Genomic DNA, 14,630 nt, shown 5'->3' on the forward strand with positions numbered 1-14,630 from the left:
CGCTCCGGTGCCTCCATGGTAGGCAGCCTCAAGCAGGGCTGACGGCACCTCTTGACAAGCGTAAGCGTAGAAAAAACGTTTTGGCAGCGGGTTTTGTGGTCCGCATCACGCGATTATGGCGGATTTAATCCTGTTCTGGTCTAGACCAGTTACGCAGATCGACTCACTGTTAACCCGGACTCGGCGGCAGGCGAGAGCCGGCCGCAGGCCTTTTTAAGGTCTTCCTCTGCCTCGAAGAGGGAGAGGCGGCGGTTGCGAACGGACTGGACCAGACCAGTGACTGTCAGGAGGAGCACCCGCGCTCCCACCGCGTCACCGCACGCCCCGGCCACGAGCTTTTCACTGAGTGCGTCGATCTCGCGCAGGAGTTCCGTGGTGTCCTTTTCCGGCAGGTACACGCCACGGCTGAGGCACTGCTCCACCGCGGGCTGCATGACGCGCATATGGAAAATCTCCATCAGCAGGCTGGAGAGCGCCCGTCCCCGGAAGCGGGGGGACGAACCGCGGGAGCCCGCCTGCAGTTCGTCCAGCTGCTGCCGGTACAGTGCCAGCATCAAATGGGTGGGGGAGGGGAAATACCGGTAGAGGGTGCCGAGCGGTACGTCTGCTTTTTCCGCGACCTCGGAGAGCTCCACGGCGTCGAGTCCCGTGCGGGCGAACCCCGCAGCGGTGTCGAGGATCCGTGCGTAGCGGAGGCGCTGGCGTGGAGCGGACGGCCTGGCGGCCATGGGCGGATGGTCTGAAAAAGTCTCGGGCATCAGCATTCCGGGGTTGTGTCGTAGGGACTGCGGCCAGGAGCGCCCCCACTTCCGTACCGCCCTGCAGCCCGGTTCAACTATACGGCACGGGCACGCGCCATCATTAGTCAGCGGCCTTACCTTCAGGTGCCCCAGGGGTCAGTCGACGCCCCTGATTTTCACCACGAAGACGGCGCCCAGCAGGCCAATGACCGCTGCGGTGAGGAACAGCGTCCGGTAGCCGCCCCCGTAGTTCACGGCCAGCAGCGCAAGTGCCGGAGCGACCACCTGCGGCAGGGAGTTGGCCACGTTGATGACCCCCATGTCCTTGCCCCGGCTGGCGGCAAAGGGCAGGACCTGGGTCAGCAGCGCAAAGTCCACGGCCAGGTAGGCGCCGAACCCGATGCCCAGGACGGCGGCACCGGCCAGCGCCCCGGGCCACACAGGAAAGAACGCCATGATGGCACCGGCCATGGCGATGGTTGCCGAGGATCCGATGACGAAAGGCTTCCGCCTCCCCACCCGGTCACTCCACGGTCCTGCGGCTACGGCAGTGATCATCACCATCACGGCATAGATACCGGTCAAGACCAGTACACCGGTGGCCGGATCCTCGTGACCGATGACGTCCCGCAGGAAGAAGAGCAGGTAGACAATGGTCAGCTGGTTGCCCACGTTTACCAGGAAACGGGTCAGCCAGGCCCAGGCAAAGTCCGGGTACCGCCGGGGGCTGATCCAGAAACCGCGCAGGAAACCGCTCCAGCGGAACGTGCTGCGGGCATCCTTCGGAAGTGCGGGGTCGTTCCGGTGGAACAGGTACGGCAGCACGGACAAAAGCAGCGCCCCCGCGCAAAGCCAGTAGCCCACCATGAAATTCCCTGAAACCACGGCGCCGAAGACCGCCCCTGCGAGGATGCCGAGGGTCTGGCCCATTGCCGCGAGTCCGCCCACTCCCCCGCGCTGGACCACCGGCACACGGTCCGGGACTGCTGCGGTGATGGCAGCGTAGGCGGCGTTCGCGCCCAGCTGCACCAGGCACCAGAAGAGAACCATGAGCGCCACGGCACCCGAGAAGGACATGGCCAGCAGCGCCGCGGTGGCAAGCACTGCCCCGGCCAGCACCCACGGCGCCCGCCGCCCGAACCGTGACGTGGTCCGGTCCGACAGGGCACCGAAGAGGGGGTTGGCCACCAGCGACACGGCGGCGCCGCAGGCCGTAACCAGGGACAGGATGGCTTCCTTGGAAGGTGCATCGATACTGATGGCCTGCTGGCCGATGAAGACGTTGATGGGGCCGAAGAAGGCGGCGTTGATGCCCACGTTCACCAGCACCAGCCCGGTGACCCAGCGGGCGGTGACCCTTTCAACCGGCTCGGCGAGCGCCGCCGTCGGGGTTTTGCCTGCGAAGGTGCCGTCCGGCGCGGGCGTATCGGACAGACTCATGGCGTGCTCCCCCTGGTGCGGGCCGGTTGGCGGTGCGACCAGACTATCGTGGGCGGTAAACGCGCCGCCCTCCGCAAGGCGCCGCATGTGCATATTCCACCACTACGCGAGGAGAGCCCTGTGACCGCACCATCCACCCCAGCTGTTAACACCGCCGATCTCTATGACGAGCGCGACGACGAACTGGCATCAGTGTCCCTGCAGTTCCAGTCGCTGGGCGGCCGGTCCCACTTCAGTGGTCCGGTCCGGACCATCCGCTGCTTCCAGGACAACGCCCTGGTGAAGTCCATACTGGGCTCCCCGGGGAACGGGGCGGTACTGGTGGTGGACGGCGGCGGCTCGCTGGGCACTGCCCTGATGGGGGACATGATCGCCGAAAGCGCCGTGGCCAACGGCTGGGCCGGCGTCGTCATCAATGGCGCCATCCGCGACCGGCTGGCGATCGCTGCACTGGACCTCGGGGTCAAAGCCCTCGGGAGCAACCCCCGGAAGAGCCTGAAAGCGGGCGCCGGCGAGGTGGACGTGGACGTGGTGATCGACGGCGTGACGTTCCGTCCCGGAGCCACCGTCTGGTGCGACCCGGACGGCATCCTCGTGGAGCCGTAAAGGAAGGGCAAAAGGTACCGCAGCAAAAGAGGCAGGCCGGGGAACAAAAGAACCAGTAAGATAGTTACTGAAAGCAACTATCACTGCTTATATCCTTTTTCCTTCCCCTTGGAGCACCCATGTCCAAAACCACTGCCGCGCCAGGCGCCGGAGAAGCCCTGACGCAACGCCAGATCGTCACCGTAATGGTGGGCCTGATGCTGGGCATGTTCCTGGCATCCCTTGACCAGACCATCGTCTCCACGTCCATCTACACCATTGCCAACGACCTGGACGGGCTTTCCCTGCAGGCGTGGGCCACCACCGCGTACCTGATCACCTCGACGGTCAGCACCCCCCTCTACGGCAAGCTGAGCGACATCTTCGGCCGCCGCCCGCTGTACCTGGCCGCGATCGCCGTCTTCCTGGTGGGTTCGCTCTACGCGGGCTCAGTGCATTCGATGACCGAACTCGCCGTTGCCCGCGGCATCCAGGGCCTGGGCGCCGGCGGCCTGCTGGCCCTGGCGCTGACCATCATCGGCGACATCGTCTCGCTCAAGGACCGCGCCAAGTTCCAGGGCTACTTCATGTCCGTGTTCGGCATTTCCTCGGTCCTGGGTCCGGTGGTGGGCGGCGCGTTTGCAGGCTCCGCCAACATCCTGGGCTTTGACGGCTGGCGCTGGGTGTTCTTCATCAACCTCCCCATCGGGCTGGCGGCGTTGACCGTGGTGTTCCTGTTCCTCCACCTGCCCGCCAAGCACCTGAAGCAGAAGATCGATTACTGGGGCGCCGCAGCGATCACCGTAGCCATCGTTCCCCTCCTCCTGGTGGCCGAACAGGGCCGCACCTGGGGCTGGACCTCGCTGAACTCCTTCCTCTGCTACGGCCTGGGCGTGGTGGGCATCGCTTGGTTCCTGCTGGCGGAAAAACGCGCCGGCGACTACGCCCTGATCCCGCTGCGGCTCTTCCACAACGTCACGTTCGGCCTGTCCTCGCTGCTGAACTTCATCATCGGCATCGGCATGTTCGGCGCCATCGCAATGCTCCCCATGTACCTTCAGCTCGTGAAGGGCCTCACCCCCACCGAAGCCGGCCTGATGATGATCACCTTCACAGTGGGCATCCTGTTCGGATCCATCACCGCCGGCCGCACCATCTCCGCCTCCGGCACGTTCCGCATCTTCCCCATCATGGGTACCGGCATCCTGACCGCGGCCGCCCTGGTGATGGGCTTCTCGCTGCAGGTGGACACGGACCTGTGGGTGCCGGGCCTGATTGCGGTGTTCTTCGGCCTCGGCCTGGGCTTCTGCATGCAGCCGCTCACGCTGGCCATGCAGACTTCGGTACCGCCCCGGGACATGGGCGTGGGGACCTCTTCGGCAGCGTTCTTCCGCTCCATGGGCGGTGCCGTGGGAACCGCCGTCTTCATCTCCATGCTGTTCAGCCTGGCTGCCGGCCGGATTGCCGACAGCATGAAGGCTGCCGCCACGGACCCCGCCTACCTGGCCGTCCTGAAGGACCCAGCCGTGGCGTCGGACCCAGCCAACGCCAAGCTGTACGACTTCTTCAAGAACGGTGCGTCCAACGACTCGCTGAACGACACCAGCTGGCTGCACACCGCCAACAGCACCCTGACCAGGCCCATCACCGAAGGCTTCGCCACGTCCATTGACGCGGTGATGCTGACGGCGGCAGCCCTGACTGGCCTGGCGTTCCTCATCAGCTTCGCCCTCCCCCGGAAGAAGCTGACCGACCAGAAGGCATCCCCGCAGGACAGGGACAGCATGGAGATTCCGGCGCACTAGCCAGGTGCTCCAGCCCGGGAGCGCACTGAACGGACGACGACGGCGGCACGGCCCGCCGTCGTCGTCCGGCGTTTAAGGGGACAAGGGGCGCCAAGTGGAACCTGCGGCGGTGACGTGCCACACTGTGTAGCGCGTGTGCGCCGGCCCCTTTGGCCGGTACCGCAGCCGACGACGTCCGCACCGCATCCATAAACCCCCAAACCCAGGGAGAGCCATGCCCACTGCACAGGAGCAGACCAACACCGGGATACCGCGGCGGGTGATCTGGCTGGCACTTGCGGGGGCGGTGGGCGGATTCCTCTTCGGCTTCGATTCGTCCGTGGTCAACGGTGCCGTAGACGCCCTCAAGGAAGAATTCGCGCTCTCCGAGGCCGTGACGGGCTTCGCCGTGGCCGTCGCCCTGCTGGGCTGCGCGGCCGGCGCCTTCCTGGCAGGCAAGGTGGCGGACCGCCATGGCCGCATCCCCGCCATGAAGCTGGGCGCGCTGCTGTTCCTGGTCAGCGCCGTGGGCACCGGGTTCGCGTTCGGCGTCTGGGACCTGGTGTTCTGGCGCCTGGTGGGCGGGCTGGGCATCGGCCTGGCATCGGTCATTGCCCCGGCCTACATTTCCGAGATTTCACCGCGGCAGGTGCGCGGCCGCCTGGCATCGCTGCAGCAGCTGGCCATCACCACCGGTATCTTCGCCGCGCTGCTCTCCGACGCGCTCCTGGCCACCACCGCAGGCGGCGCGGACCAGCACTTCTGGCTGGGCATTGAGGCGTGGCGGTGGATGTTCCTGGCCGCCGCCGTTCCCGCCGTGGTTTACGGCTGGATAGCCTTCACCCTGCCGGAGTCCCCGCGGTTCCTGGTGTTCAAGGGCAAGGAAGAGGAGGCCCGGAAGGTCTTCGCCTCCATCGCACCCGCCGAGGACACCGACCGGCACATCCGTGAGATCCAGGAAGCCATCGAGGAAGACAAGGTGGCCGGCCAGAAGGGCTCGCTGCGCGGCAAGACCCTGGGCCTGCAGGCAGTGGTCTGGGTGGGCATCATCCTGTCAGTGCTGCAGCAGTTCGTGGGCATCAACGTGATCTTCTACTACTCCACCACCCTGTGGAAGGCTGTGGGCTTCCAGGAAAAGGACTCCCTGGCCATCTCGGTGGCCACGTCCATCACCAACATCCTGGTCACCCTGGTGGCCATTGCCCTGGTGGACCGGGTGGGCCGCCGGCCCATCCTGCTGGCCGGCTCCGTGGGAATGGCTGTGTCCCTGGGCGCCATGGCCCTGGCGTTCTCTTCCGCCACAGGTTCCGGCGAGGACATCACCCTCCCGGGCGCGTGGGGTCCGGTGGCCCTGGTGGCCGCCAACGTTTTCGTCATCAGCTTCGGCGCCTCGTGGGGACCGCTGGTGTGGGTGCTCCTGGGCGAGATCTTCCCGTCCCGGATCCGTGCCCGGGCCCTGGGCCTGGCCGCTGCCGCACAGTGGGTGGCGAACTTCGTGATCACCCTCAGCTTCCCGGTCATGGCGTCCGCGTCCCTGCCGCTGACCTACGCCATGTACGCCCTGTTCGCCGCCGCGTCCTTCTTCTTCGTGATGTTCAAGGTCCCGGAGACCAACGGCATGTCCCTGGAGCAGGCGGAGACGCTGTTCGTGCCGAAGGGTTCTGCGAAGGCCAACTAACGCCCCATCACATCCGGCAACCTTTCCGGCGACGCCCCATCAGCTTTCGCCCGAAAACAGCAAACCCTCCATCACCTGGCGTGATGGAGGGTTTGTTGTTTACTGCTTGAGGCGCGGTTACACGACGTGCGGTTCGTGCGAGGAAAGGTAGGCCCGGCCGCCGAAGGCGATCAGGATGGCGATCACCATGGCCACTGCCCCGGCGAAGAACGGGACCTGCGGGCCGAAGTGTTCGCCGAGCTGGGCCGCCGCGAACGGTGCCAGGGCGCCTCCCATCCAGCGGACGAAGTTGTAGCCGGAGGACGCCACGGGCCGGGGAGAATCGGAGACGCCCATGGCCAGTTCGGTGTAGATGGTGTTGTTGACGCCCAGGAGCGCACCGGCAACGATGACCAGGACGACGACGGCAGGAACCGAGTGCCCGGCCGCCAGTCCCAGGCCCGCAAGGTCCAGCATGAGCAGGAACAGAGTGCCCGTCAGGACCTTCACGGCGCCGAAGCGGGCCTGCAGGGGCGGGGCCACGAAAACGGAGAACACGGCGACGGCCACGCCCCAGCCGAAGAACACGCCACCGATGCCGTACGCGTCCATGCCCAGGATGAATGGGGTGAAAGCCAGGATGGTGAAGAAGCCGTAGTTGTAGAACAAGCCGCTGGCCGCCGACGTCCGCAGTCCCTTGTGGCCCAGTGCCAGCAGCGGATCGCGCAGGCGCACCTTGCGTTCGGGCAGCGGGGTCTTGGGCAGCAGTGCAATCAGCGCGATGAAGGCGGCAGCCATCAGGACGGCGGTGCCGAAGAACGGTGCGCGCCACTGCCAGCCGCCCAGGAGGGCGCCCAGGAGCGGGCCGAGTGAAATGCCCAGGCCCAGTGCGGCTTCGTAGAGGATGATGGCGGTACCGGCGCCGCCACTGGCCACACCCACGATCACGGCGAGTGCGGTGGCCACGAAGAGGGCGTTGCCCAGCCCCCACCCGGCACGGAAGCCCACCAGCTCACTAACACTGCCGGACAGGCCGGAAAGCGACGAAAAGACGACAATGACGGCCAGGCCGATCAGCAGGGTCCTCTTGCCACCGATACGGGAGGAGACAAAACCCGTGATCAGCATGGCCAGCGCAGTGACCAGGAAGTAGCTGGTGAAGAGCAGGGATACCTGGCTGGGGCTGGCGTCCAGGTTGGTGGCGATGGCCGGGAGGATGGGGTCCACCAGCCCGATGCCCATGAAAGCGAACACCGCGGCGAGGGCGGTGGCCCACACAGCCTTGGGCTGCTTCAGGAACGAGGCCTTTTCTGCCTGCAGGGTCGATTCTGGTGCCGGCAGGGTTTCTGCGAGCTGGCCGTCCATGGAGGGTACTCCTAAATTCGTGGCGTGTTTTGCTGGTTCAGTTCTGGAGGGAAGCGTTGATTTTGTCGATAACCGGCAGCGCGTCCGCCAGGGCCTTGCGGTCCTGCTCGGTGAGGGTGCTGAGGATGTCGGCCATGACTTGGTTGCGCCGCTTGTTCGCGGCGTCGACGGCGGCCCGGCCCTCGGGGGTGAGGATCACCCGGACGGCGCGGGAGTCTGCCGGGTCCGGCTCGCGGCGGGCCAGGCCGGCGCGTTCGAGCTTGATGATCTGTTCGGTGGCGCTGGGCACCCGGACACCGAGGTTCCGGGCGATCTCACCGACGCGCTGGCCTTCGCCGAGCAGCATCTTGAGGGTGCTGAGCTGGGCGGCGCTGAGTTCGCCGTCCGCGTCGAGGCGGCGGACCAGGTAGACACTGTGGCGGAGGGCTTCACGGAATCCGCTGGCGAGTTCCTGCAGCTTGGGATCATTGGTATTCATTGTTAGGTAGCCTAACATTTAGGGCACCTAACAGTCAAGGATTTACAGCGGCAGCTTCATGCCGACATGGCTGGCCTCGAAGCCCAACTGCTCATAGAACCGGTGGGCCGCGGCGCGGCTCTTGTGGGTGGTCAGCTGCATCAGGGTACAGCCGCGCTCGCGCGACTCCCCGACCGCCCAGCCCACCATCAGCTTGCCGATGCCCTTCCCACGAAGGTACGCCGCAACCCGCACGCCCTCGAGCTGCGAGCGCCAGGCACCCTGCCGGGAGATGCCGGGGAGGAAACTCAGCTGGAAAGTGGCCACCACAGGTCCGGCGGCTTCACCTGGCGGCACCTGTTCCCCCACCACCAGCAGGTGGTTTGGGTCTGCCGCAATCGCTTCGAAGGCGCGCCCGTACGGCTCCATGTCCTGCGAGGTTTCGCGGCCGGCACCCAGGGCGTCGTCAGCCAGCAGCCGCACCATGGCGGGCAGGTCGGCGCGGGTGGCGTGGCGGAGGCGGAACGTCCCGCCGTCGACGTCGGCCGTGAACAGAGCAGGAGCAGCATCTTCAGTAGGGACCACACGCCCAGCTTTGCACAGGAAACCCACGACGCCGGCACTCGCTTGAGTGCCGGCGTCGTGGTTTAGGCAGTACGTCGGTTAGCCGGAAAGGCGGCCCGGTCAGGCGGGAGTGCTGGCCAATTCCGCCTGCCGCTCCTCCACCAGGGTGGCAACGGCATTGAACAGCGGGTGGTCCGGTTCGAGCCCGGTGATCTTCGCCGTGGCGTCGGCGGGGCTGGCCGAGCCCAGGATGCCCGCCAGCTCGGTGGCTTCCGCATCCGCGGGATCGGTGAAGCGCAGGGCTGCGGCGATGGCACCCAGCAGGGCCTCCGGCACCACGCCCCGTTCCGCCAGTTCCGCGGCCGGGCCGATGAACCGCTCATGCCGGCTCAGCTTCCGCAGCGGGGCGCGGCCCACCCGGTTCACGGTGTCCGGCAGGTACTGGTTGGAGAACCGGACCAGGATTTTCTGGACATAGGCCTCCTGCTCGTCGTTGCTGAACCCATGCTTGGCCACCAGGAGTTGCTTGGTTTCCTCCAGCACGGCCCGCACGTCCTCGGCCACATCCTGGTCCGCCATGGCATCCGAAATCTTCTCCAGGCCCGCTTCGAAGCCGAGGTACGCGGCAGAGGCATGCCCGGTGTTCACGGTGAACAGCTTCCGCTCGATGTACGGCGAGAGGTCATCCACGAAGGTGGCGCCCGGGATCACTGGAGCGGAATCGCCGAAGGCCGTGCGGTCGATGACCCACTCGTAGAAGGTCTCCACCGTGACGTCCAGCCCCTGCCCGGCCTCCTGGTTGGGTACGATCCGGTCCACGGCGGTGTTGGCAAACACCGCCTTGCCATCCAGCACGGCCGCGGTGACTCCGGGCTGGGAGGCCACCTCCTTGGCCAGGACGTCCGTGGCATTGATGGCGTTCTCGCAGGCCATCACCTGCAGGGGGGCCAGCCCCGGTTCCCTGGCAACGATGCCCTTGGCGATCACGGGCGCCACGAACTTCAGGATGTGCGGGCCCACCGCCGTGGTGACGATGTCCGCCGTCGAGATTTCCCGGACCAGCTCAGCTTCCTGGGCGTTGGAGTTCAACGCCCGGAAGTTGTCCACGGTGCGCACGGCGGGATTCTCCCCTACCTCGTGCACCGCGTAGCTGTCCGCCTGCGAGAGCCGGGTGATGAGTTCTTCGGCCACGTCCGCGAACACCACCTCGTAGCCTGCATCGTGCAGGAGCAGGCCCACGAAGCCGCGGCCAATGTTTCCGGCACCGAAATGTACTGCCTTCACTATGCGTTGACCTTTCCGAAGAGCTCCAGGACTTCGTCCTCGGACGTGGCAGCCTCCAGCCGGGCCACCTGCTCCTTGCTGGTGAACACCTTGGCGATGGAGGACAGGATGTGCAGGTGCTCGTTGTTGATGCCTGCGACGCCCACCACGAACTTGACCTGCTTGCCGTTCCAGTCGATGCCCTCCGGGTAGCGGATGACGGACACGGCCGACTTTCGGATGTGGTCCTTGGCGGCGTTGGTGCCGTGCGGGATGGCCAGGAAGCTGCCCATGTAGGTGGACACGGATTCCTCGCGCTCGTGCATGGCGGCAATGTAGCCCTCATCCACCGCGCCCCGTGCCAGCAGGAGCCGGCCGGCCTCGTCGATGGCGGCATCGCGGGTGGTGGCCGAACCGGTCAGCACCACGCTCTCGCGGGCCAGGATCTCAGCGGAGCCGTTGGCAGCGGCAGCTGTGCCGCCTCCCGCAGCCGCGGCAGCGGGCGCTGCGTCCACGGGCACGTCCGCGGCGTGGGCACCGTGGGTGGTCCCGGCGTCGGCCGTTCCGCCCTCGGTGTTGCTGTCGCGGACCAGCTCGACAATTTCGTCATAGCGGGGGCTGTTCATGAAGTTGTCCACGGAGTAGTGGACGGCGCTGGAGGTGACCGGCTTGGCGCGTTCGGTGAGGTCCTGGTGGGTGACCACGACGTCGTAGGTGTCGCTGAGGTTGGCGATGGAGGCGTTGGTGACCTTGACGTCGGGAAAGCCCGCCGCCTTGATCTTGTTCCGCAGCACCGAGGCGCCCATTGCACTGGAGCCCATGCCGGCGTCGCACGCAAACACGATGTTCCGGACGGGACCGGCCAGCACGCCCACTCCGCCGCGGCCGGCGGCTGCGGCAGTCCCCGCACCGGCACCGGTCAGGGTGGAGGCTACCGAGCTCTTCTTGCCCTTCATGGCCTCCATGCGGGACGTGGCGTCGCCCAGGTCCGCCTCGTCGCTGTGCTTGGTGGTCTTCAGGATGACCGAGGACACCAGGAAGGAGACTGCGGCGGCGAGCACCACGGAGAGGATCACGCCGAAGTAGCTGTCGCGGGAGGTCTGCGCCAGGACGGCGAAGATGGAGCCAGGCGCGGCCGGCGCCACCAGGCCGGAGTTGGTGACGGCGAGGGTGGCGATGCCGGTCATGCCGCCGGCGATGGTACCCAGGATCAGCAGCGGGCGCATCAGGACGTACGGGAAGTAGATTTCGTGGATGCCGCCCAGGAACTGGATGATGGCTGCGCCGGGGGCCGAGGCCTTGGCGGCACCGCGGCCAAAGAACGCGTACGCGAGCAGGAGGCCCAGGCCGGGGCCGGGGTTGGCTTCCAGCAGGAACAGGATGGACTTGCCCTGCTCGAGGGACTGCTGCACGCCCAGCGGGGTAAGCACGCCGTGGTTGATGGCGTTGTTAAGGAACAGGACCTTGGCGGGTTCAATGAAGATGCTGGTCAGCGGCAGGAGGCCGTTTTGCACCAGGAACTCAACGAACTTGCCGGCCTGCTCGCTGAAGGCCGTGACAACCGGCGAGATGCCGTAGAAGCCCAGCAGCGCCAGGAGGGCGCCCCAGATGCCGGCCGAGAAATTGTTGACCAGCATTTCGAAGCCGGGGCGGATCTTGCCGTCCCAGATCGAGTCGATCTTCTTCATGGTCCAGCCGCCAAGGGGGCCCATGATCATGGCGCCGATGAACATCGGGATGCCGGCGCCCACGATCACGCCCATGGTGCCGATGGCTCCCACCACGCCGCCGCGGACGTCATAGACCATCTTGCCGCCGGTGTAGCCGATCAGCAGCGGCAGGAGGTAGGTGATCATGGGGCCTACCAGGCCGATGTTGGGCTTACCTCCGGTCTCGCCGAAACCACCGAGCTGCGGAACGGGCAGCCACCCCTTCTCGATGAAGAGGGCGGTGATGATGCCCCAGGCGATGAACGCGCCGATGTTGGGCATGATCATGCCGGACAGGAATGTCCCGAACTTTTGGACGTGCACGCGCGCGCTGGTGCGGGGTTTTGCAACTGTCTCTGTTGCCATGTGATTTCCTAACCGTCATTCCTGCTGCTCCGCAGGATTGGTCCGATGATTACGACGACGTACTGCTGGGTAATGCGGGGTTGTGGGGCTAACCTGCCGGGCTGGTGGAGATCCGGTGGAGCCATTCGAGGAAAAGCTTGAGTTCCGAGCTGGAAAGCTGGTCAGAGTGCGAGGCCTGAAGTGCGGCGTTCAGGGCGATCGCTGCCACCACCACCGAGGACTTCCCGGTGCCGCCCGGCGCCGGGCCGCTGGCGGGCTCGGTGGACACCGCGAAGATCATGGCGTCCCGGGTCATGGTGGACAGTTCGAGGTTGCGTTCGGTGGCGGGCTCCGCAATCAGCATCAGCGTCACGCCCACGTTGGCTGCCAGGATGGACCTGGCCGCTTCCCGGGGCTGGACGTTCAGCTGGCCCGCCGCCGCTGCCTTGTTCAGCATCTCCTCCATGAGCGCCTCGGCGTCGGCCACGATGGCCGGCCGGCTTTCCGGGCGGATGTTTCCGAACATCACCAGGTACAGCTCGGGCTGCTTCAGTCCGAACTGGACGTGGTTGTCCCACATTCTCCGGATGTCCTCAAGAGGCTGTCCGGACGGGGCGAAATCCCGTTCGCCCGCGACATATTCTTCAAACCCTGCGGCGACGACGGCGTCGAACAGACCTTCCTTGTCACCGAAGTGGTGGTACAGCGTGGGAGCCGAAACCGCCGCCAACTGGGTGATCTGGCGGGTGGAGACCGGAGCCCCCGCAGAATTGGCCAGCAGTTCCGCGGCAGCACGAAGCAGTCGCATTTTGGGGGGAAGCTGGCCATCCAAACTCATAACCGCTACCCTAGCACCTATAGCGTTGCTATATGAACTGAATCACATACAATTTTTTCAGGCACGTTTCCTGCCCCTGGATGTAGCAGTCCTCCGGCGGACCCGGCACGGCGCCGGAGAACTTGGCGGGCCTGTCTACCGGCAGAGAATGAGGACCTTCAGTGCAGAACTTCCCAGGAGTAGGCGTCAGCCCAGGCCGCGTCATCGGCACCATCCGCCAGATGCCCAAACCGATCAGTGAGCCTCCTGCCGGTGAACAGCTGGCAACCGACACCACTGCCGAGGAAGCCACCGCAGCCCTGAAGGCAGCCGCCCAGGCCGTGCACGACGAACTGAAGGAGCGCGCCGCGCATGCCATCGGTGACGGCAAGGCGGTCCTGGAGGCCACTGCACTGATGGCCAAGGACACCATGCTGATCAAGGGGGCGGCCAAGCTGGTGGCCCGGGGCGTCTCTGCCGAACGCGCCATCTGGGAATCCGGCTCGTCCGTGTCCGAGATGCTGCACAACCTGGGCGGCTACATGGCCGAACGCGCCACCGACGTCCTGGACGTCCGCGCCCGGATCGTCGCCGCGCTGCGGGGCGTGCCCGCGCCGGGCATCCCCGCCTCCAACACCCCGTTTGTCCTGGTGGCAGAGGACCTCGCTCCCGCGGACACCGCAACCCTTGACCCGAACAAGGTCCTGGCACTCGTCACCGCAGGCGGCGGCCCCCAGTCCCACACGGCGATCATCGCCCGGTCCCTGGGACTTCCCGCAGTAGTGGCCGCCGTGGGCGTCGACGAACTCCCGGATGGCACCGAGGTGTACGTGGACGGCGCTGCCGGCAGCATCACCGCCGAACCTGACGAGACTCTCCGCGCAACGGCGGAAGCCTGGGCAGCCACGGCATCGCTGCTGGCTGAGTTCACCGGCACGGGCACGACGGCGGACGGCCACGAGGTGCCGCTGCTCGCGAACGTGGGCGGCGGCAAGGACGCCGAGGCGGCCGCCAAGCTGGGCGCCCAGGGCGTTGGCCTGTTCCGCACCGAGTTCTGCTTCCTGGAACGGGACACCGAACCTTCCGTTGAGGAGCAGGCCGCGGCCTACAAGAGCGTGTTTGATGCCTTCCCCGGCAAGAAGGTGGTCCTGCGCACGCTCGACGCCGGCGCCGACAAGCCGCTGCCCTTCCTGACGGACTCCACCGAGCCAAACCCCGCGCTTGGTGTGCGCGGCTACCGCACCGACTTCACCACCCCCGGCGTCCTGGACCGGCAGCTGGAAGCCATCGCCCTGGCCGAGCAGCAGTCCGAGGCCGATGTCTGGGTCATGGCGCCCATGATCTCCACGGCGGAGGAAGCCTCGCGCTTTGCCTCCATGTGCGCCGACGCCGGCATCAAGACCCCGGGCGTCATGGTGGAGGTGCCCTCCGCGGCCCTGACCGCCGAGGCCATCCTCCGCGAAGTCAGCTTCGCCAGCCTGGGCACCAACGACCTCACGCAGTACGCCATGGCCGCCGACCGCCAGCTCGGTCCGCTGGCCAACCTGAACACGCCGTGGCAGCCGGCGGTCCTGCGCCTGGTGGGCCTGACGGTTGAAGGATCCCGGGCGGAAGGCCACAACAAGCCCGTGGGTGTTTGTGGCGAGGCTGCCGCGGACCCGGCCCTCGCCGTCGTCCTTACCGGACTTGGCGTCAGCACCCTTTCCATGACGGCCCGTTCGCTGGCCGCTGTTGCCGCAGTCCTGAAGACGGTGACCCTGTCCGAAGCGCAGGAGCTGGCCAAGCTGGCCCTGTCCGCGCCGAGCGCCGCCGAAGCCCGCGCCTGGGTCCGCGGGAAGCTGCCGGTCCTGGAGGAACTGGGGCTCTAACGCCTCGGCGGGCACGCCGGCCGCACGGGATAGGCT

Annotated in this window: 12 protein-coding genes; 4 read left to right on the forward strand and 8 right to left on the reverse strand. The window is 66.6% G+C overall.

What is annotated here, in order from left to right:
* Positions 1 to 149: 149 nt before the first annotated feature.
* A complete protein-coding gene (locus ACR65J_RS15730) occupies positions 150 to 758 on the reverse strand; it encodes a TetR/AcrR family transcriptional regulator (RefSeq protein ID WP_440170748.1) in 609 nt (202 codons plus the stop codon).
* A gap of 138 nt (positions 759 to 896) precedes the next feature.
* Positions 897 to 2,180, reverse strand: coding sequence for an MFS transporter (locus ACR65J_RS15735; protein ID WP_440170751.1), 1,284 nt, complete (start codon positions 2,178 to 2,180; stop codon positions 897 to 899).
* A gap of 120 nt (positions 2,181 to 2,300) precedes the next feature.
* On the opposite strand from ACR65J_RS15735, the gene rraA reads away from it, so the two are divergent.
* The 3 genes from rraA (at position 2,301) to ACR65J_RS15750 (ending at position 6,227) form a co-directional block, all read left to right on the forward strand.
* Positions 2,301 to 2,786 (forward strand): ribonuclease E activity regulator RraA, encoded by a 486-nt coding sequence (gene rraA, locus ACR65J_RS15740; protein WP_440170754.1) that lies wholly within the window; start codon positions 2,301 to 2,303, stop codon positions 2,784 to 2,786.
* A gap of 119 nt (positions 2,787 to 2,905) precedes the next feature.
* Complete coding sequence (locus ACR65J_RS15745; protein WP_440170756.1) at positions 2,906 to 4,570, forward strand: MDR family MFS transporter; 1,665 nt, start codon at positions 2,906 to 2,908, stop codon at positions 4,568 to 4,570.
* Between the two features lie 214 nt (positions 4,571 to 4,784).
* Positions 4,785 to 6,227 carry a sugar porter family MFS transporter gene (locus ACR65J_RS15750; RefSeq protein WP_440170758.1) on the forward strand — a complete coding sequence of 481 codons (1,443 nt, stop codon included), beginning with the start codon at positions 4,785 to 4,787 and terminating at the stop codon, positions 6,225 to 6,227.
* A 117-nt stretch (positions 6,228 to 6,344) separates the two neighbouring features.
* On the opposite strand, the gene ACR65J_RS15755 is transcribed toward ACR65J_RS15750, so the two are convergent.
* The 6 genes from ACR65J_RS15755 to ACR65J_RS15780 all read right to left on the reverse strand — a co-directional run bounded on the left by ACR65J_RS15755 (position 6,345) and on the right by ACR65J_RS15780 (position 12,747).
* Positions 6,345 to 7,571, reverse strand: a complete 1,227-nt coding sequence (locus ACR65J_RS15755; RefSeq protein WP_440170761.1) for an MFS transporter — start codon at positions 7,569 to 7,571, stop codon at positions 6,345 to 6,347.
* Positions 7,572 to 7,608: 37 nt separating this feature from the next.
* Positions 7,609 to 8,049 carry a MarR family winged helix-turn-helix transcriptional regulator gene (locus ACR65J_RS15760; RefSeq protein ID WP_440170764.1) on the reverse strand — a complete coding sequence of 147 codons (441 nt, stop codon included), beginning with the start codon at positions 8,047 to 8,049 and terminating at the stop codon, positions 7,609 to 7,611.
* A gap of 42 nt (positions 8,050 to 8,091) precedes the next feature.
* Complete coding sequence (locus ACR65J_RS15765) at positions 8,092 to 8,583, reverse strand: GNAT family N-acetyltransferase (protein ID WP_440170994.1); 492 nt, start codon at positions 8,581 to 8,583, stop codon at positions 8,092 to 8,094.
* A 129-nt stretch (positions 8,584 to 8,712) separates the two neighbouring features.
* On the reverse strand, positions 8,713 to 9,876 hold the full coding sequence (locus tag ACR65J_RS15770; protein WP_440170767.1) for a mannitol-1-phosphate 5-dehydrogenase: 1,164 nt from the start codon (positions 9,874 to 9,876) through the stop codon (positions 8,713 to 8,715).
* On the reverse strand, positions 9,876 to 11,930 hold the full coding sequence (locus ACR65J_RS15775; RefSeq protein ID WP_440170769.1) for a PTS mannitol transporter subunit IICBA: 2,055 nt from the start codon (positions 11,928 to 11,930) through the stop codon (positions 9,876 to 9,878). The genes ACR65J_RS15770 and ACR65J_RS15775 overlap by 1 nt, the downstream gene beginning before the upstream one ends.
* 88 nt (positions 11,931 to 12,018) lie before the next feature.
* The gene (locus ACR65J_RS15780) at positions 12,019 to 12,747 is read right to left on the reverse strand and encodes a TetR/AcrR family transcriptional regulator (RefSeq protein ID WP_440170771.1); all 729 of its coding nucleotides are present in this window, start codon (positions 12,745 to 12,747) and stop codon (positions 12,019 to 12,021) included.
* 161 nt (positions 12,748 to 12,908) lie between these two features.
* Here ACR65J_RS15780 and ptsP point away from each other — a divergent pair, with 161 nt between their 5' ends.
* Complete coding sequence (gene ptsP / locus ACR65J_RS15785; protein ID WP_440170773.1) at positions 12,909 to 14,594, forward strand: phosphoenolpyruvate--protein phosphotransferase; 1,686 nt, start codon at positions 12,909 to 12,911, stop codon at positions 14,592 to 14,594.
* Positions 14,595 to 14,630 lie beyond the last annotated feature (36 nt).

The sequence above is a fragment of the Arthrobacter sp. SAFR-044 genome (assembly GCF_059414985.1).